Source organism: Candidatus Hadarchaeales archaeon (assembly GCA_038736355.1).
Taxonomy (GTDB): Archaea; Hadarchaeota; Hadarchaeia; order Hadarchaeales; family WYZ-LMO6; genus WYZ-LMO6.
On record JAVYML010000002.1, the window covers coordinates 266202 to 285004 of the forward strand.

General features: G+C 52.6%; 19 protein-coding genes and 2 tRNA genes. 8 read left to right on the top strand and 13 right to left on the bottom strand.

The features are described 5' to 3' along the window. Window positions 1–24 precede the first annotated feature (24 nt). A complete protein-coding gene (locus QXG22_03720; GenBank protein MEM0359104.1) occupies window positions 25–864 on the bottom strand; it encodes an ATP-binding protein in 840 nt (279 codons plus the stop codon). A 128-nt stretch (window positions 865–992) separates the two neighbouring features. Then, window positions 993–1550 carry a hypothetical protein gene (locus QXG22_03725; protein ID MEM0359105.1) on the bottom strand — a complete coding sequence of 186 codons (558 nt, stop codon included), beginning with the start codon at window positions 1548–1550 and terminating at the stop codon, window positions 993–995. A 397-nt stretch (window positions 1551–1947) separates the two neighbouring features. Between QXG22_03725 and QXG22_03730 the strand changes: the two genes are divergently transcribed. The 4 genes from QXG22_03730 (at window position 1948) to QXG22_03745 (ending at window position 4498) form a co-directional block, all read left to right on the top strand. Beyond that, on the top strand, window positions 1948–2238 hold the full coding sequence (locus QXG22_03730; GenBank protein ID MEM0359106.1) for a hypothetical protein: 291 nt from the start codon (window positions 1948–1950) through the stop codon (window positions 2236–2238). A gap of 41 nt (window positions 2239–2279) precedes the next feature. Next, entirely contained in the window at window positions 2280–2576 is a 297-nt protein-coding gene (gene albA / locus QXG22_03735) for a DNA-binding protein Alba (protein ID MEM0359107.1), read from the top strand. A gap of 69 nt (window positions 2577–2645) precedes the next feature. Beyond that, window positions 2646–3965, top strand: coding sequence for an aspartate--tRNA(Asn) ligase (gene aspS, locus QXG22_03740; protein MEM0359108.1), 1320 nt, complete (start codon window positions 2646–2648; stop codon window positions 3963–3965). An 86-nt stretch (window positions 3966–4051) separates the two neighbouring features. Then, complete coding sequence (locus QXG22_03745) at window positions 4052–4498, top strand: NUDIX hydrolase (GenBank protein MEM0359109.1); 447 nt, start codon at window positions 4052–4054, stop codon at window positions 4496–4498. Here the strand turns inward: QXG22_03745 and QXG22_03750 are convergent. Further along, a complete protein-coding gene (locus tag QXG22_03750; protein MEM0359110.1) occupies window positions 4471–5382 on the bottom strand; it encodes a hypothetical protein in 912 nt (303 codons plus the stop codon). The genes QXG22_03745 and QXG22_03750 overlap by 28 nt on opposite strands. A gap of 80 nt (window positions 5383–5462) precedes the next feature. Between QXG22_03750 and glnA the strand changes: the two genes are divergently transcribed. After that, on the top strand, window positions 5463–6797 hold the full coding sequence (gene glnA / locus QXG22_03755) for a type I glutamate--ammonia ligase (GenBank protein ID MEM0359111.1): 1335 nt from the start codon (window positions 5463–5465) through the stop codon (window positions 6795–6797). 1 nt (window position 6798) lies between these two features. Here glnA and hisF read toward each other — a convergent pair whose 3' ends face one another. Both hisF and hisH read right to left on the bottom strand, forming a co-directional pair. Beyond that, a complete protein-coding gene (gene hisF, locus QXG22_03760; GenBank protein ID MEM0359112.1) occupies window positions 6799–7617 on the bottom strand; it encodes an imidazole glycerol phosphate synthase subunit HisF in 819 nt (272 codons plus the stop codon). Then, window positions 7607–8218: an imidazole glycerol phosphate synthase subunit HisH gene (hisH, locus tag QXG22_03765; GenBank protein ID MEM0359113.1), complete on the bottom strand. Its 612-nt coding sequence runs from the start codon at window positions 8216–8218 to the stop codon at window positions 7607–7609. Before hisH ends, hisF begins: the two co-directional genes overlap by 11 nt. Window positions 8219–8265: 47 nt before the next feature. On the opposite strand from hisH, the gene QXG22_03770 reads away from it, so the two are divergent. Beyond that, window positions 8266–9621, top strand: coding sequence for an acetyl ornithine aminotransferase family protein (locus QXG22_03770; GenBank protein MEM0359114.1), 1356 nt, complete (start codon window positions 8266–8268; stop codon window positions 9619–9621). Next, window positions 9621–10922, top strand: coding sequence for a diaminopimelate decarboxylase (gene lysA / locus QXG22_03775; GenBank protein MEM0359115.1), 1302 nt, complete (start codon window positions 9621–9623; stop codon window positions 10920–10922). Before QXG22_03770 ends, lysA begins: the two co-directional genes overlap by 1 nt. Here lysA and QXG22_03780 read toward each other — a convergent pair. Next, the gene (locus QXG22_03780; GenBank protein ID MEM0359116.1) at window positions 10915–12150 is read right to left on the bottom strand and encodes a TIGR00375 family protein; all 1236 of its coding nucleotides are present in this window, start codon (window positions 12148–12150) and stop codon (window positions 10915–10917) included. The genes lysA and QXG22_03780 overlap by 8 nt on opposite strands. A 40-nt stretch (window positions 12151–12190) precedes the next feature. Then, window positions 12191–12302 (bottom strand) — tRNA-Ile (locus QXG22_03785). An 80-nt stretch (window positions 12303–12382) separates the two neighbouring features. Between QXG22_03785 and QXG22_03790 the strand changes: the two genes are divergently transcribed. Further along, window positions 12383–13369, top strand: coding sequence for a DHHA1 domain-containing protein (locus QXG22_03790; protein ID MEM0359117.1), 987 nt, complete (start codon window positions 12383–12385; stop codon window positions 13367–13369). Here QXG22_03790 and ala read toward each other — a convergent pair. The 6 genes from ala to QXG22_03820 all read right to left on the bottom strand — a co-directional run bounded on the left by ala (window position 13358) and on the right by QXG22_03820 (window position 18802). Then, window positions 13358–14350 carry an alanine dehydrogenase gene (gene ala, locus QXG22_03795; protein ID MEM0359118.1) on the bottom strand — a complete coding sequence of 331 codons (993 nt, stop codon included), beginning with the start codon at window positions 14348–14350 and terminating at the stop codon, window positions 13358–13360. The genes QXG22_03790 and ala overlap by 12 nt on opposite strands. A gap of 311 nt (window positions 14351–14661) precedes the next feature. Then, window positions 14662–14814, bottom strand: a tRNA-Asn gene (locus tag QXG22_03800). A 57-nt stretch (window positions 14815–14871) separates the two neighbouring features. Next, window positions 14872–15957 (bottom strand): DNA topoisomerase IV subunit A, encoded by a 1086-nt coding sequence (locus tag QXG22_03805; protein MEM0359119.1) that lies wholly within the window; start codon window positions 15955–15957, stop codon window positions 14872–14874. Beyond that, window positions 15941–17491, bottom strand: coding sequence for a DNA topoisomerase VI subunit B (top6B, locus tag QXG22_03810; GenBank protein ID MEM0359120.1), 1551 nt, complete (start codon window positions 17489–17491; stop codon window positions 15941–15943). The genes QXG22_03805 and top6B overlap by 17 nt, the downstream gene beginning before the upstream one ends. Next, the gene (locus QXG22_03815) at window positions 17488–18042 is read right to left on the bottom strand and encodes a KH domain-containing protein (protein MEM0359121.1); all 555 of its coding nucleotides are present in this window, start codon (window positions 18040–18042) and stop codon (window positions 17488–17490) included. Before QXG22_03815 ends, top6B begins: the two co-directional genes overlap by 4 nt. Next, complete coding sequence (locus QXG22_03820; GenBank protein MEM0359122.1) at window positions 18029–18802, bottom strand: serine protein kinase RIO; 774 nt, start codon at window positions 18800–18802, stop codon at window positions 18029–18031. The genes QXG22_03815 and QXG22_03820 overlap by 14 nt, the downstream gene beginning before the upstream one ends. Window position 18803 lies beyond the last annotated feature (1 nt).

Consider the following 18803-nt stretch of genomic DNA (forward strand, 5'->3'; position numbering starts at 1 on the left):
TATAGGGAAAGGGGGGGTTTATATTTACCTACCAAAAAATCTAAATCTCCTGGTCTTTCTCTTCTTCGAGCGCTTGGGCCTGGGCTTCGATTTTGGCTTGCTCTTCGTCCTTTTTTTGAAACTCCTTCTTCTCTTTCTAGGAATTTTCTCACCCACCAAAGAAGCTGAAATCTTGAAAGCCTCTTTTTCTATGGCAGAATAAACTGCCTCGCTCGCCAGCCGAAGTACTTCTCTCGGAATCCCTCTCGATAACCTGTAAATCTTCCTGATGCTCGAAGGAGTAAAAGGGAAAAGGGGGTCTCCCTTCGGATTATTCTCCCCCCTAGCCCATGCCATTCTGAGGAGGAGAAGTTCCCGCACTTCTTCAAGGGAAAGCGGTTTCATTTCCAGCATGTATCTCTTCCTGCTCAGGAGAGAAGGCACATATTCCTGAAGATAGTTCAGAATCTGTTCTTTCCTTCCATTCAGGACCCAAGTTACATTCCTCAAATCGGCCAGTGCGCGGATCATCTCTGCCACTTTAACGTCGAGCTCGGGGAATTCGTCAACAAAGACCACCAACTTGGATTCTGGATAGGTTTGATGCCATCTATAGAATTTCTCAAATTCCTCGGTGAGATCCCCTCCGGCCTCTATTTCCAGTCTATTCAGAAGAAGACGTAACATTTGTTCTGGAGTTTCTATCGATTGGGCTGGAATGAAAACCGTTAGCAAGTGAGGATCTTGGAGGGGAAGAACCTCACAAAGGTATTTACAAAGAGTGGTCTTTCCCATCCCAAAATCAGAAACCACAAAAGTGACGAGATCACCCTCTCTTATCAAATCCACCAATTTAACAACTTCTTCCCTTTGATGAGGAACCATTAGCTTTGGGTGGGGAAGAGGATCCGTTTGGGCAAAAGGGAAAAACTTCCATCCCCACTTTTTAAAGAGGGAGGCTTTTTTCCGTTCAAAAGTATCCATGTGGAAGGATTCGAGACCAACCCTTTCTCTTACAATCTGCATCTGATCCTCACCCGGTAGGTTCCCCTATCCGTTCTTTCCAAAATCCCATGGTGAAGCAATTTTTCCATGTAATCCTCCAATTCCTTTTTGGGAAGCATTGTTTTTTCCTCTAGCTCTTTCATGTTTAACTCATCGTGCGAAGTTAGAAAGGAAAGAATCCTTGCCAACCTTATCCTCTCCGAGGGATTTTCAATCCCCAGCTTCTCGTAGACTTCGAACCTTGACATTTCTACCCCCTGTAGGGGGGATTTTTTCACGGGTTCTGGTTCTTCCTTCCCTTCTCTTAGAGCGGAAAGAGCCTCTTCGAAATCCCTTTGAAGTTTTTCTACACATTCCCAAAACATGCCGGGATCCTTCTCCCTCAGAACCTGAAGGAGGCGAACCAGGGTCTCATCTCTTGGAACGGCTTCCCCCAAGTTGTATTTGTAAACTGTTTTTGAGTTGACGCCTATGTAGTTCGAAACAGGACGAATACCCATTTTCTTGACCATCTCACGCACTATTTCTACCCGCATGGTGGAGGGGAAGAACTCGGCTATTTTCATTCCGTTGGCCCCCTTCCTACACTGTAGGAAAAAGGTCTACGCCTTGTAGACCTGCTTCCTAAGCTTTTGTAGGCTTTCATCCTACTCACGTAGACCTTTTTCCTACAAAAGTAGACTCGGAGCCTACATTTAAGTTCTTCTCTCCCTCCAATCGGGAAGAGATCCAACAAAACCTTCGAACCACTCCTCCCATTCAGAAGGTTCCCCATCTTTTCCCATGTTTCCATAAAATGGAAACATTCTTAGGGGGAAAGATGCAAAAGTTAATGGGAAAAGAATGTCGACGGAAAAGGGGAAAAATGAAATAAAAGAGATAAAAAATAGCCCTTTGGTAAAAATTCTCCTTAAAAATTCCTTTTTTGATGAAAAAACCCTTCAAACACTCCTCCTATACTATTTGGGAAAGGCCAGAAACTTCGAGGAAATAGGCCTAAAAGTGGGGATGGGGAGATCTGGGGCCTGGAAAAGGTGGAAAAGGGGAAAGGACAACCTCGTACGTGCTTTCTATACCCTGGAGCTGGCTCTCTATTTGGGTCTACTCGAAGAGGAAATCGCCCAACTCATGTTCGACGATTTGGCCGATTACCTCGATCTTCTAAGGGGGAAGAAAACCCTCCAAGAAGTGCAGGAAAACATGCAAAAAAGAATGGTAATGTCTCTTCAAAAGGGGCTGGGAAAAAGTATTTAACAGGTACGAGCAAAAAGACATCAAAAAAGGAGGGCTAGAGCATGGCAGAAAGCACGAAAAAAGGCGCCGCTGACAATGCCGTGTTTGTGGGGACCAAGCCCGTTATGAACTATGTACTGGCTGCCATCACGCAGTTCAACCAGGGAGGCAAGGAAGTAGTGTTGAAAGCCAGGGGCAAAGCCATAAGCAGGGCAGTCGATGTAGCGGAGATCCTCAGGAATAGGTTCATTCAGGGATTGGTCCCCAAGAGCATAACCATCGGCACGGAAGAACTCCAAACGGAAAGCGGCGAAAAAATTAACGTGTCCACCATAGAAATAGTTCTCGGAAAGAGCTGAAAGCTTTTTCCGAGATTTTTTTTCTTTTTTACCTTGCGGTTTTTTACCTGAGAAGAAAAGAATTGGTGCATGGTGACTTCAAAGCTGGGAGACTGGAGGAGGACCCACTTTACTTCCCAGATAGCCCCAGAACTGGAGGGAAAGGAAGTAACGGTGATGGGATATGTAGGCGCCATAAGAGATCTGGGAGGTCTAAAATTCTTCTTACTCCAAGACCGAGAAGGTTTTCTCCAAATAACGGCCCCTAGGGGAAAGGTGAGCGAAGACACTTTGGAGAAGATAGGCCAACTCACCCCTCAATCCTGCGTGGCAGTGAGGGGAAAAGTGGTCAGGGCACCCCAAGCGCCGAAAGGGGTGGAGGTAATCCCACATGAAATAAGGCTCCTCAATCGAGCTCTTTCCCCTTTACCCCTAGAACCCACCGGAAAGATAAAATCGAATCTTGACACCAGGCTGGATTCCAGACTCCTAGACCTACGCCACCCCAGACAGCTAGCCATCTTCAAGATAAAGCATGAGATCGTGAGGATCGTGCGTGAGTTCCTTACCGGAAAAGGTTTCCTGGAAGTGCATACACCCAAGATAGTGGCCACGGCCACGGAAAGTGGGGCTGCCCTCTTTCCGATAACTTATTTCGAGAGAGAGGCCTTCCTCAGCCAAAGCCCCCAACTCTATAAGGAAGTCCTCACCGGCTGTTTCGACAGGGTCTTCGAGATAGGCCCCATCTTCAGGGCTGAAGAACACGATACCACTCGCCACCTCAACGAAACAATTTCCATAGACATAGAAGCGGCCTTCGTCACTCAAGAAGATGTGATGGAGATCCTGGAAGAAATGATCGTCGAAATTTTCGCTGGGGTGAAAGAAAGGTGCGGGCGGGAACTCCAGACGCTGGAGAAAGAATTGGAAATCCCCACCAAACCTTTTCCAAGGCTCACCTACGATGAAGCCCTACGGAAGCTAGAAACCGCTGGCTTAAAGATCAAATGGGGTGAGGATTTTTCCACACCCGCTGAGAGAAAGTTGGGTGAGCTCATGAAAGGACCTTATTTCATAACGGATTGGCCCACCGCCATCAAACCTTTCTACATCATGCCAAAGGAAGGAAGGGAGGAAATCTGCGAGGCTTTCGACCTCATGTATGGAGAACTCGAACTGGCTTCAGGAGGCACGAGAATCCACCAGGAAGAGCTACTCGTCAAGAGGTTAAAGGAGAAGGGTCTAAGACCGGAGAGTTTTGAATCCCATTTGAAGAACTTCAGGTACGGAATGCCTCCCCATGCTGGTTTTGGTCTTGGATTGGACAGGCTCACGATGGTCATAACGGGGATGAACAACATAAGGGAGGTGGTACTTTTCCCCAGGGACAGAAGAAGGCTGACACCATAAACCAATACGTCTTCAGGGGAAAGCGCCTTTCCGTAAAACTGACCTATCTTCCCGTCCCTTCGGGGAAATTCGTGTTCAGGGAAGTGGTGGAACACCCTGGCGCCGTTGCCATCTTACCACTTCTGGAAAGGGATAAAATTCTTTTGTTGAAACAATATCGCCCCGCCATAGGCAAGTGGATCTACGAAATACCTGCAGGAACTTTGGAAAAGGGAGAAGATTACCTTGAATGTGCTAGGAGAGAGCTAGAAGAAGAGACTGGCTACAAGGCAAGAAGGATGGAAAAGCTCTTCGAAATGTATTTGGCTCCAGGATATAGCACGGAAAAGCTCCACTCTTTTCTAGCCTCCGATCTAGAACCTTCCTCCCCACATCGCGATTTGGGGGAGGAAATAAAAGTGGTGAAGGTTCCTTTCGAAAAGGCTCTGAAAATGATAGAATCCAATCGAATAGAGGATGCCAAAACCATCGCCACCCTCCTTTTCTTCACCTTCACTAGGGACCGTTACAGGAAGCTCAGCACGACTACGTAAATGAAGAAGAGTCCCAGCACGAGGAGGGGAAGAAGGTTCTGCATTTTCGTTTCGAATTCTTCCGCTCTTTTCACCTTGCCCGCTTCCACCAGCCTCATCGCCTGTACCGAAACGATGAGATTATAGAAGAAAAGGGTGTAAACCACCAGCATGATCCTGTCGAAAAGGGTGAGGTATCCCAGGGAAGGCAAGCCGCTGAGAGCTGTCAGGTGATAGGCCACGGCAGACATCAGGGTGGTAACGCAGATTCCCACTCGCTGTCCGAAGTTCTTAACGGAAATCGAGAAAGTTAGGAGAGAAATGAGGGTAATGATGAGGATGGGGAAGAAATATTTGAAAAAGGCTGAAATCTTCGACCTGTACACTGTAACCCCAAAGGAGAACTTGGAATAACTTTCATCCGGATACACATGCTCATCGACAGAGAGCCTAAAATCCTTCACCTGCCAGCCTGGAATCGTGAGGTTGGGATCCAAGCCGCTTTCCTCCTCATCCGGCTCGAAAATCAATTCTGAAATTCCGCGGTACTTGTCCTCCAACTCCACCCTTAGAAGATGCTCATCGAAAGGGAAGTTTCGAAAGTTTAAGGAGCTCACATAGACCCCCTTCACCCTGTACTCCAGGTAGTTCTCCCCATTCCTCTCCTCCTGTCGAATGAAACTGATGACCGAAGGGGTCCCCTTTAAAAACTCGATATCCGGCTTTTCTCCTTTGTACTTGAACCATATGTAGAAATCGATGGTAAAGGTCTGAGAGGGCAAGTCTACCTTTTCTATGGCGTTTATCCAAACTCCCACTTTCACCTTGGCGGGGGTTTCCGCAGCAACCGGACTCCCCAGGCCCAGAAGGAGGACCAGCGGAAGGGCCAGCAAGAGGTATTTCATCCTTCCCTCTAGACCTGACCCCGATTTATAAGATTACCAAAGTCCCTAAACTAAATAAGACTCTTTCCCCAAGGAAGGTGATGACACAGAAGGAGAAAAAAGAAGTGGTTGAGAAGGCCAAAGAAGCGGGAGTGAAGTTCATACAGATGCAGTTCATGGACATCCTGGGAACGGTCAAAAACATTACTCTCCCGATCGAAAGGTTGGAGAGAGCTCTCTCGGAAGGGGTCTTTTTCGACGGATCTTCTGTGCTAGGCTATGCAACCGTTGAAGAATCCGATATGCGACTGGTACCGGATCCGAAAACCTTTACCATCTTACCCTGGACGGAGGGAAATTTAAAAACGGCATGCATGGTATGCGATGTCTACGACCACAAAAACAACAGGTTTGAAGGGGACCCAAGATATGCCCTCCAGAGGCTCATGGAAAGGGCCAGAAAAGAGGGATTCGTTTTCAACACAGCCCCGGAATACGAGTTCTTCCTTCTTCAAGTGGATGAAAGGGGGAGACCCGTCCCCCAACCCTCCGATTTTGGTGGGTACTTCGATCTCATGAGGGACAAGGGAGATGAGATAAGGAAGGAAATCGTTCTGCACTTGAACCGAATGGGGTTTGAGGTAGAGGCTTCCCACCACGAAGTGGCGCCCGGACAGCACGAGATAGACTTGAGATATGCCGATGCTCTGACTTCCGCCGATAGGGTGATGATGATGAAATATACCACGAAGGTCATTGCCCACAAGCATGGCCTTTTCGCCTCCTTCATGCCCAAACCTCTCTACGGGGTCAATGGCTCGGGCATGCACACCCACATGTCCCTCATGAGCCCAGACGGTACGAAGAATTTCTTCTACGATCCCAAGGGCAAATATCAGCTCAGCGAACTGGCCCTTTATTTCATAGGGGGCCTTTTGAAATACGCCAGGGAGATGTGTGCCATCTTGGCCTCCTCCGTTAACTCATACAAGAGGTTGGTTCCGGGATATGAGGCCCCCGTATACATCTCTTGGGCCAACAGGAACAGGAGCGCCTACATCAGGGTTCCTTCCGGAAGGGAACTGAGGACCAGAATAGAACTCAGGTGCCCCGATCCTGCCGGCAACCCCTACCTCCAGTTCTCCGTCATGCTCGCGGCTGGGTTGAAGGGGATAGAGGAAAAGGTATATCCACCCGAACCGGTCGAGAGGAACATTTTCAAGATGACCCCTGAGGAGAAGAGGGAGTTCCAAATAGAGCCCCTCCCCTCAAGCCTGGGTGAAGCCCTCGAATGTATGGAAAGGAGTAAGCTGGTGAGGGAAGCCATTGGGGACCATCTCTTCGAGCACTTCCTGTACATCAAGACCCAAGAATGGGAAACCTATCGTTCCCAGGTTACTGATTGGGAAATCCAGAACCTCCTTCCCATTCTGTGAATTACAAACGGACGGGGATCCCTCTTTTGGCTAGAAACTCCTTGACTTCCCTTATTCCATACTTCCCGTAATGGAAGATACTGGCGGCCAAGGCTGCCGAAGCCCCTGTCTCCCGAAAAACCTCATACATGTGCTCTGGCGATCCGCATCCACCCGAAGCTATGACAGGAATGCTTACCCTCTCGCTGACCACCCTGGTGAGGAGGAGGTCGTAGCCAAGCGTGGTTCCATCCCTATCCATGCTCGTGAGGAGAATTTCTCCCGCCCCCCTTTCTTCGGCTTCCATGGCCCATTTCACCGCATCCACTCCCGTGAATTCTTTTCCTCCATAGATGGAGCACTCAAACCATACCGGACCTTCGGGGGTTTCCACCACCACTCTCTCTTCTTCCCCCTTCCTCGCCCTCCTCCTCTTCGCATCTATTGCCACCACGCAGGCCTGGCTTCCGAAGGTTTCAGCCAACTGGGTAATCAAGGAGGGATTTTTGAGGGCTGCCGTGTTCACCGCTATCTTGTCCGCTCCGGCGTTGAAGACCTTGCGGGCATCTTCCACACTCCTTATCCCACCCCCCACGGTTAGAGGGACAAAGACTTCCTCCGAGGTCTTCTCGACCACATGAACCATGGTTTCCCTTCTCTCCCTGCTGGCGGTTATGTCCAAGAAAACTATCTCGTCCGCCCCTTCCCTATAATACTTGGCCGCCAGTTCCCAAGGAATTCCAGCATATTTTATCTGCTCAAACTCCACCCCCTTCACCACCCTACCCATGGGCACGGCTAGGTCGCAATCCAGGCAGGGTATTATCCGCTTACAGAGCATCCAAAACCTCCAAAAAATTCTTGAGGATCCTCAACCCGAAGGGACCGCTTTTCTCTGGGTGGAACTGGGTTCCGAAGAGGTTATCCTTCCAAACGGCAGCGCAGACTTCCGTTCCGTAATCCGCCGTCGCCACCACTTCTTCTTCCTCAGAAGGCACTGGATGATAGGAATGGACGAAATAGGCGTACCCGCCTTCCAGTCCCCGAAGGAGGGGGGAATCCCTTGTCTTTTCGACGTAGTTCCATCCCATATGCGGGAGCCTCTCCTTGGTGGGTATTTTCTCCACCCTTCCCTTGAGGAGGCCCAGTCCCTTCTTCCCCTCCGCCTCCTCCGAACCCTCAAACATCACTTGCATACCCAAGCATATACCCAGGAGGGGAAGACCTTCCCCGGCCATCTCCTTTATCACCCCCTCGAAGGGAGCCAGTTTCTCCATACCTTTCCCGAAGGCACCCACTCCTGGTATGATCAGGCCCTTTCCCCCTTCCAATTGGTCCGGGGAAGTCACCAGGAAAGGTTCCCCTCCCACCTCCTTCACGGCATTAAAAACGCTCCTCAGGTTGCCCATTCCATAGTCCAAAATCATTACTTTTTTCCCCATCCTCTCCAGCAGAACTATTTTTAAGTGAAGGTCTAAAAGTTAGGCTGATGGTTTTTCGTCCGAAATGGGCGAGACGGCCCAAGGTGAGGGTTCCCATCCCTGGTCCTAAAGCTAGGGCTATCATCGAAAGGGATGAGAAGGTGATGTCTCCCTCCTATACCCGTTCCGAGCCCGTGGTGGCGAGCGAGGGATGGGGGTGTTACGTGAAGGATGTGGATGGGAATGTCTTTCTCGACATGAGCTCGGGGATGTTCGTTCTGAACTATGGATACTCCAACCCGAGGCTCATCAGGGCTGCTAAAGAACAGCTCGGGAAGCTAACCCATTTCGCCGGCACGGACTTCTATTACGAGGCCCAGGTGGAGCTGGCAGAACGCCTCACCAAAATCACTCCCGGAAACTTTTCCAAGAGGGTCTACTTGGGGAATTCCGGGGCAGAAGCCGTTGAAGCCGCCTTGAAATGCGTGAGGTGGCACACCCGTAGACCGAGGATCATCTCCTTCTTGGGGGCCTTCCATGGCAGGACCTACGGGGCCATGAGCCTTTCCTCCTCCAACGTCCTCCATCACAGGTACTTCTTCCCACTGGTGCCGGGGGTAAGCTTCATGCCCTATCCCTACTGCTACCGATGTCTCTTCAAGCAGAGCTATCCCGGATGTGATTTCCTATGCATAGAGTTCATAAGGGAGTACCTCAGGAGGGTGATACCTCCCGAGGAAGTGGCAGGGGTGATCATAGAGCCCATTCAGGGAAATTCAGGATACATCATCCCCCCTCCGGAGTATTTGCCCATGCTGAAGGAGCTGTGTGATGAATACGGATGGATACTGATAGCCGACGAGATCCAGACGGGCTTGGGCAGGAGCGGAAAGATGTTCGCCGTGGAGCACTGGAACGTGGTACCCGAAATCATCTGTTTGGCCAAAGCCCTTTCCGGTGGAATAGCTCCCATAGGGGCCACCATAGCCAGCTCCGAAGTGATGGACTGGGAACCCGGCGCCCACGCCTCCACCTTCGGTGGGAACCTAGTGGCCTGTGCGGCTGCGATAGAGGGCCTGAAACTGTTGGAGGAAAAGAAGCTGGTGGAGAGGGCCAGAAAACTGGGGGAGTTTTCCCTCCGTTACCTTCAGGAAATGGAAGAGGAATTCCCCATCATAGGGGAAGTGAGGGGGAAGGGGCTGATGTTGGCGGTGGAGTTCGTGAGGGAGAAGAAGAACAAAATGGACGGGACGAAGGAAAGGGAGATGGTCATCCAGGCAACTCTGAAAAGGGGTGCCATTTTCTTCCGCGGAGGTAGATCCGCCATCAGAATAGCCCCCCCGTTGATCATCTCCAAGGAAGAACTGGAGATGGGTCTCAACATCCTAAGGGAAGCGGTGAAGGAGGTATCGGAGAAGTGCTGATGCTCAAACCCCACTTCCGAGTGAATTCCTCCGGACATCTGGTCTGTGGAGGAATAGACACGGTGGAGCTCTGCGAGGAGTTCGGAACTCCCCTCTATGTCATGGACGAAGAACGTATAAGAGACAACTACCGCAGGTTCCTCAAGGCCTTCTCCAAAAGGAGGAAGGTGCGTCTCTGTTATGCCCTCAAGGCCAACTCCAATTCAGCCGTGGTTAGGGTCCTGGCCACGGAGGGGGCTGGAGCGGATGTCAGTTCGGAGAACGAATTGAGGATAGCCCTCCGGGCAGGTATCCCCGGAGAAAAAATGGTTTTCAACGGCAACCTGAAAACCCAGGAGGAGCTGAGGCTGGCCCTGAAACATGGGGTAACCATCAACATCGACAATTTCCAGGAGCTGGAAGTGGTGGAGAGACTGGCAGGGAAGATGAAAACGGAGGCGAGAATAAGCTTCAGGATAAATCCCAACATCAGGGCCCCCACCCATCCCTATATCGCCACGGGACTGAGGGAGAGCAAGTTCGGTTTCGATGTGGAGAGCGGGGAAGCCTTAGAGGCCTACCGAAGGGCCAGGCAAATGAAAAACCTGAAGATCGTGGGTATCCATGCCCACATAGGCTCCCAGATCCTGGATCCCTCACCCTTCGTGGAGGAGGCGGAAAAGGTGATGGAGGTGGTGGCCAAACTACACGGGATGGGGATAGAGCTCGATTTTGTCGATCTGGGGGGAGGGGTGGGTATCCCCTATCGCCCGGAGGAAAGGGAGGTGAACCTGGAGGAGTTGGCGGAAAGGGTAGTGTCCGTGGTGAAAAGGGTGGAAGAGGAGAAGGGGATGGAAGAACACCTGCTGGTTTTCGAACCGGGAAGGTACATAGTGGGGGACGCCGGCATCCTCCTCGCCAGAGTAGAGTACACGAAGGAAAGGAAGGGGCTCCCCCGCTGGATTTCCCTCGATGCCGGAATGAATGCCCTCATAAGGCCTGCCCTGTACGGTGCCTACCATCATATAGAACTCGCCAACAAAATGGATCAAAAGAACGATACCCTAACCAATGTAGCGGGCCCCCTCTGCGAATCGGGAGATTTTTTGGGGAAGGAGAGACTCCTACCCAAGGCGGAAAGGGGGGATCTGGCGGTGATCTTCGACGTGGGGGCCTACGGGCTCTCCATGTCCAACCAACACACGGCCAAACCCAGACCTGCCATGGTGATGGTAAAGGGGGGGAAGGCCGCCTTGGTAAGGAAGAGGGAAACCTTCAGGGACCTCGTTAGGCTCGACCTCCTCCCACCCTGGCTCAAGTGAAGTCTCCCAACGTCCGCTGTCCCATCTTCTTGGAAAGATGGGGTGGAAGCTCCAACCTGCCATACCTTCCCCCTCCTCCGGGAAAGACCTTCAGTTCCTGCTTGCGGAAGGCAAGAATGAGCTCCGAGAGTTCCCTCCCCACCACCTCCCCTATCTCTTCGGGGGGGGCGTCCACAAGGACTTCTATCTCGGATCCAAATCTCTCCACCAGCTTCCTCCAGCTCTCCCTCACCCTGGGATCCCTGACCTCCGCCCCCATTCCCAAGGCGAGGATTTCCGCCAGCGGTGCCACGCGGAGGTAGGGGGGCCGATGGGGGGGTGAAAGGGGTTCGGGCAAATCGGCGAGCTCGTTCACCCTGTCCCAAACACCCTTTTTTATCCAACCACCACAATCGTTGCATCTCCATCCGAGTTCTTTGGCCCTTTCCAGCCCGAACTGTTTGAAACATCTCGAGCAGGCGGTCCTGTGGTACTTTCCCAACCTGGGATCGAACCCCACGTTCAAAAGCACACACCTCCCTCCCCTCCTCTCCAACGCCCTCCTTACCTCCTCGAAAGTGGGTTCTTCGATACCAAACCTGTTGAACTCCCTTCCCAGTCTCTCGGGCCAGGGACTGTGGGAATCGCTGTTGGAGAGGAAGGTCAAACGTGAGAGCTCGGAGATGCGATCTGCCATGTAAGTATCCGCACTCAATCCCAGCTCCAGAAAAACGATTTTATCCGCCAAATCGGCATAGCATTCCTTCAGACTGTTGAACTCCTTGTACATGCTCGTCCAAGGGGTGAAGGCATGGGAAGGACCGACCAAGCATCCCACGGAAAGGGCGGCCTCCGCCACCTCGGGGGGAGAGAGATCGACGTGCGGCCTTCCCTCCCTTTTCAGATCCTCTGTCTTGGAGGAAAACAGCTCCTCCAGCTCCTCCACGGCCGAGAAGGAGGGGAAGAGGAGGAGATGATGTACCTTCCTGTTGTCCTCCACCTCACCCGTGAGGAGGAACCTCGTACCGTAACGGGGATGCTCCAGCGTCCCCTCCCCCACCTCCCTCAACCTTTCCCTGACCTCCTCCCTCCACCGGGGATGGAGGATGTCCCCCGTCCCCACTATGCTCAAACCCTTTAGGGAAGCCTGTTGTGAAATGAGGTCCACTTCCATCTTGGAGGAAGTGCCTCCGGAATATTTGGAATGGAGATGCAGATCGGCGGAGAAACCCTTCCCCCAATCGGGCATTCAAAAATCTTCTTCACCCCTCCTTATAAGGTCCCAAAGCTGGTGGGCCCGGGGCGATTCGAACGCCCGACCACCCGGTCTCCCAGCCAAGCCTATGAGCCTCGCCCGGTCCAGGACCGTCGGGCGCTCTGACCTGGCTGAGCTACGGGCCCAATTATTCTTGGTCCCCTCCGATTTAATCCTTGAGCAAACGAGCGGTTTGGATTAAATCTCCCGAGGAGAAAAGGAAAGAATGGTCATTAAGATCCTGGCCCACGGAGACACGGATGGGGTCTGCTCCGCCGCCCTAGCCAAGGCAAGGTTCCCCAAGGCAGAGGTTTGGTTCACCAGACCCGTGACCCTCCTCAAGGATCTGGAGGAGGCCCAGGAGGGGGATACCCTCATCATCCTCGATATCGCCATCAACGAGACCCAGAAAGAAGCCATCTTCAAGAGGATGGGGGAACTCTCCTCCAAGGGGGAGGTCCTTTATATCGATCACCATCCCCTCCCCCCACGCACCCTCAAAAAGGATGTTTCCTGTACCCAGTTCGTACACCAGATCGGGGCAAGCACCTCCGAGCTCACCTTCAGGCTCTTCCAGCCCTTCCTCGATCCCTACTTGGATCGGGTGGCCCTCTGGGGTGCTATAGGGGACTACTGTGAAGAAACGGAGTTCGTGCTGGAGACCCTGAACAAGTACAACCGCCACACCATCTACATGGAGGCCGGTCTCCTAAGCCAAGCACTCGGGGAGGTGCCGGGTGACTATCATTACAAGAGGGATGTGGTAGAATTCCTCGCCAAGAACACCCCTCCCATGGAGATCCCGGAGATCGTGGAAAGGGCCATCAAAGCCACCAAGAGGGAATGGGAAACTTGGGAATACGTGAAAAAACATGTGGTGAAGGAAGGAAATCTTGCCATGGTACTCGACCTTCCCTCGGGCTCGCTGAGCAAGGCCGCTTTCCACTGCATCGGGATTACGGGAGCGGACATAGGTCTTGCCACGAGGAGGGGAGAAAAAGAGGTCGACATGAGCCTGAGGAGAAGGGCTGGGGTGAAGATAGACTTGAACGAGCTCCTGCGTGGAATCGTGGAGAGGATAGGGGGATCGGGAGGAGGTCATGAGGGAGCCGCAGGGGCTTCCGTACCAATAGAGCTCTTCGACCTCTTCCTCGAAACCCTCAAGAAAGAGATCTCTCCCATCCTGGCCAGGGATACCAGTTTAAGGAGATAAATCGAGCTCTATTTCCTCCCCCTTCCCCAGTCTCTGGGCCTTTCTGTATACCAACCAAGCAACGGCCACATCCTGGATGGCCAAACCTGTGGAATCGAAAAGGGTAATCTCCTCCGGGGAGGTGCGACCAAGTTTCTTTCCGACCACGATCTCCCCAAGCTCCCCGTATATGTCCTCCTTCCTAAAGAGACCCTTCGAAAAGGGAACGTTCACCTCTCCTGAGTGGAGGGCCTGCTCCAAGTCGTCCACCACCACTTTGGCACGCCTGAGGAGCTCGGGCTCCATTTCCTGCTTACCCGGAGCATCTGCACCTATGGCGTTGAGGTGGGTTCCATCCGATATCCACTCGCTCCTCACCAGGGGAACACGGGAGGGGGTGGTGGTTACCACGATGTCGCTATCCCTCACCGCCTCCTCCACTCCTTTCACCTCCTCCACCTCTATACCGTGCTCTTTTCTCACCTCCTCCGCATACTTCCTCGCCTCCGATGGGTGGGCGGAGACCACCTTTACCTTCTCCACCTCTAACACCTCTTTCAGGGCCCTCAGTTGGGCCCTGGCCTGGACCCCTGCCCCTACCATGCCCACCACCCTGCTGTCTTTCCTAGCCAAGTACCTGGCAGCCACCCCTCCTGCCGCACCCGTTCTGAGGGCAGTGATCAGAGTCCCGCCCATGATGGCCAAAGGAACCCCCGTGGAGGGATCGATCAACAGGATGGTGGCCATTATCGTGGGTAATCCTCTTTTTGGGTTTCCCGGATGAACGTTGACCACCTTGACCCCAGCCTCTTCCCCCACCTCGAGGTAAGCGGGCATCACCCGGAAGTCCCCCTCGTACTTGGGAAAGAAGATGTAGGACTTGGGGGGCATCTGCACCTTTCCCTCCCCCTTCTGTCTGAAGGCCTCTTCCACAGCGGCGATGGTCTCACGCATGGAAAGAAGTTCTTTTATCTCGCTTTCCCGGAGGAGAAGAACTCTCATCAGAATCCTTTGGGTAAAAGCATTAAAAAATGACGACAATAGCGGAGGATCGAACGAATCGTCCATGAAGGGAAGCAACCTATGTTTCCTCTGGAACCCTTCGAGTTCTCCAGTCCAAGAACACCTATCTCAATATTCGCCTTATTAAACGCTGGGAAGAGCTTATCTCGGGGACTTCACATGGGCCCATTTATCCACTTCATAGCAATTCTTTGGTTGTTAGTGTTAATGTAGACCACGACGAACCTGCGATCAACTCGAGCCTCCTTTCGTGACCGTGGATTCTAATTTCACCTCAGAACTTAGTCAGGCGCCGGGGAGAGGACTCGAACCTCTGACCGCTCGGTTGCGGCACCCGGTGCGTCATCCTTTCGATCTTGAGGTTCGTTCTTCATCCACACCGGGTCTAACAGCCGAGCGCTCTACCTGCTGAGCTCTCGGGCTGCGCGAAGCAGTACCCCGGCACTCCCCGGCATTTTTCCTTTAACCAACCTTCCATAAAGGCTTAACCCCAGGGAGGTTTAGGCCTCCTCTACCTCCTCCAGCTTGGCGGGTAGGTACTCCTTCACCACATACTCCAGCCCGTACTTGGCAAAGGCCTGCTGTTCTGCCTTTTTGCCCAGCTCCAGCATCTTTTTAATCTCCTCCTGCCAAAACTTCGAACCATACCTGGGATCCTTTTGCAACTGCTTCAACCTGGCAATATCTATTTCCCTCAGCTTATCCGTTGGAAGATCGTACTCGACGATATCGGTAGCCGTTACCCCTATGAACTTTGCCTTGGGAACGGCGAGCTCATGGTTGACGTAGGCGAGTTTGGCGCTCCCGGAAATAACCACCATCGCTATGTGGAAACCGAAGGGATCCCCATCCGTGAAGAGGAGGACGGGTAAACCAAGTTCTTCGTTCGCCCTTTTCAGGAATCTCCTCGTCGCCCTGGCCGCCTGCCCCTTGAGACCAACGATGAGGGCATCGAACTTCTTCCAGGCCTCCTCCTGTACGAGTCTATGGTACATACCCATCGTCTCCACAGCTATTACCCTCTTCGCCTTGCATTTCACGAATTCCACTTCGTCTATGGTGGGGGGAATGGTGTAACCACCCCTTCCTGCCTTGAGGGCATTGATGGTCACATCCCCCTCTTTAATCGTCAAATCCCCAAAGACAGCCGCTCCATCCTCCTCAGGCATGAGGGCCAAATCTTCCCTCTTCAGTCCGAGCATGGCCTCCAAATCTTCCACCAAAAGGTCGGATTCATCCTGATCCTTGAAGGGACCGGGTTCCCATCCCTCTGCAGTATAATACATTTCCCTGAGGGTGGCGAACTTTCCCGCACTTACCAACTCTTTGCAGAACTCCGCCACGCAAAGGGTTTGGGCGAACTTCTTGACCTGTGCCATGCTCGAAGCCGAGCGGATTTCATACCTTGGCCCCAGCACATAGTATCCGTGTTCCTCATCGTACACGATGTTGGAGGTTCCGCGGGAGGGAATCTTCAGCTTGGGGGGTTTTCCTTCTCTCAGCTCCTGTAGCACTTCCTTTCCCAGCTTCTTCAGCACTTCCAAAACCCTTTGTCTCCTTCCTCCTTCCCTACTCTCCCCCTTCAAGCTCTATCCCCGTAACCTTTTTCAACACGGGCTTTATGTCGGGAGGTTCCTCCTCCGCCAGGGAAGAAGCCTTCTTGGCTATGATGGGAAGGAATTTCTCGAAGATTCCAGCCCTCTGCTCCCTTTCCCTTTGCTTGGTTTTGCGGTAAAGATAGGAGCGCACTTCCCTAGCAACGTCCATCACCGCAAACCTTAGCTCCTCGTAGATCTCGGGTTCCTCAGCAATGGATTGCTTTCCTGCGGAAGTGTATGGAACATAGGCAGAACAGAGGTTCACGAAAATCGTGAGAGGGGAATTCTCCGGGTCCAGACCGTACCTTCCCCAGTCTATGTCCCTCAGGGCAGAGGTGATCACACACCCTCCCTGGTCGAAGATCAGGGGAGCCCTGTTGGCGAACCTCAGGAGTTCCATCCTTTCCCCCTCCCCCTCTTCCCTTCCCGCCTTTCCACCGTATGCCATCCCCACCTCAACCACAAAGGGTATACCCCCCCTGTAGAACTTCGGCTCCCTTGTGACCGCTGCCACGAATTCTGGCTCATACATTTGCTTCAGGCTTTTCTCGATATGCTCCTTCCCGATGGGTCTCAATCCGCTCGCCGAGGGTGCCATGAACTTCATCTGTTTGAAGGCCTTGATGATCCTTTCCGCCTCTTCCCAAGTAAGCTCTTGGGGTTTCTTGTCCATTCTCACTCCCGAAAGGCGTTCTACCTCCTCCACCTTTTGCTTGGTCATCCTGGAGAGTTCTCCTATAAGTACTCCTCCCACCGTCCTGCTCCTCGAATTCCTGCAGAGGACCAGGAGATCATCTGCCATCAACCCCTTGGGATAGAGGGGCATGGGCTCGGGAGGAGGAGGGACCTCCTTCACCACCCTCTCGAAAACCGTCTTCGTCCCGTCCGGCTCCTCAAAGATGATCTTGGCATGGGGATTGGCGATGGAGGTCATCTTCAAGTAATGGAAGGGACTGTACCTCGAGCGCTGGTAGGTTACTTCTTTGAGTTCCAGTTCTATCCTGGTACCCTTCCACTTCCCCTGCATCACCCTCCTGCTGTGCACTTCTCCCTCGTTCTTGTCCACGTTTATCGAAACCTCCATCTCCACTATCTTACCGTCACCCGTGGACGTCCTCACCAACGCTGGCTTTCCGGAAGTAATTTGGGCAAACATCACCGCTCCGGAAATCCCTATTCCCTGTTGTCCCCTCTGCTGGAGGAGTCTATGCAACTTGGTCCCCGCCAGCATCTTCCCAAAAACACTCGGTATGTATTTCTCGGGGATTCCCGGTCCGTTATCCTCCACCGCCACCTTCAGGTGTTCCGGGTCTTCATCCACCCTTTTTATCTCCACCTTGATTTCCGGAAGGATACCTGCCTCCTCACAAGCGTCCAAGGAGTTGGTGACTCCCTCATGCACCACGGTGGTCAGGGAGCGTACCTTTCCAGTATATCCGAGCATGGCAGCATTCTTCCTGAAGAACTCACTCACACTGTGCTCCCTGAACTCCTCGAAGAGCTCATCCGCTAGCGTTTTCATCCCTTACCAGCCTCCCTTCTCTCCCCTTCCGCACGCATCCTTTCCAAGAACCTATAAACGGTGGAGTGCTCCGCTCCTCCCAATAACATCTCCACGGCCCTTCTGGCACGCCTAAGCTCCTCGGGGGTTCCTATGAGTGCCACCGTTTTTCCGTACACGGAGACCAAAGCCCCCGAAAGTTCCTCGATGGTCCTCCTGGCCTTTCCTTCCTCCCCTATCACCCTCCCTCTAAGCCTCGTCATAGCCTTCTCCGATCCCCCGTAATCCTCTAGTTCGATCACCTCTAGGTAATGGTCCTCCTCGAGGAGGGAAAAAGCCTTCTCTGGACTGAAACCCCTTCCTATAGCCCTCAAGACTTCCCTTGCCTTCAGCGCCGAAAGGGGATCTTCCCCCCTGAAAATTTGCACCACTCCTTCCTCACTGTCGAAGAGGAGCTTCACTCCCGTTCTGCGCTCGATCTCCCTCTTCACGCTCCCCTTCTTCCCTATCGCCACTCCTATCCTATCCTTGGGGAGTCTGAGGATTTCGGAGGGACCCTCAGCTTCCTCCACCCTTCACCTCCTCTAGGAGTTCCTCCAAGGGCGGGACGGAAACTCCTTGTCTCCTGAAATAATTGGAAAGGTTGGAAAGATCCCTTTTCAGGAGCTCATCCGCCATAGGACTTGAAATATCCGTGCCCAAAGAAAAATCTATCAGTACGGGGTCGGGAGTCAGGAGCACGTTGTACTCGCTCAAATCCGCATGAACGAGTTTGGCTTCCCGGTAAAGGATCCCCACTTCCCTCAAAATCTTTTCGAAGGTCTTGGCGGGGTTCTTTGGCGGACAATCCTTCATCCTGGGATAGGGGAGACCCCCCTTTCCTATGAATTCCATCACGAGCACGTTTTTCTCATAATCGAGGGCCCTAGGCGCCGAAACCCCTGCTTCACCAGCTCTCTGAAGGTTCTTGTATTCTCGGGAAGCCCAGGCGTACACCACTTGCCTTCTGTCCTTGTATATTCCCTTGAATCTGGGATCCATCACCAGATAGCGGTACATGTTCTTGAAATCTGAAGTGGCAACCCTGTAAATTTTGACCGCCACGTGTTCCCCTTCCGAGTTCAAGGCCCTGAAAACGTGCGCCTCCTTGCCCGTGCTTACCGCCCCTCCAAAACGATCTATGGTCCCGCGGTTGATCATATGATATAGGGTTAGGAGGGTGGAAGCATCGAAAACCCTTTCCACCACCTTGCGCATCTCGGAGTCCTTTTCCAACCTTTCGTACTTCCAGCCCTCGCCTTCGCGCAGGAACTCCTGAAAATCCTCGGACAAC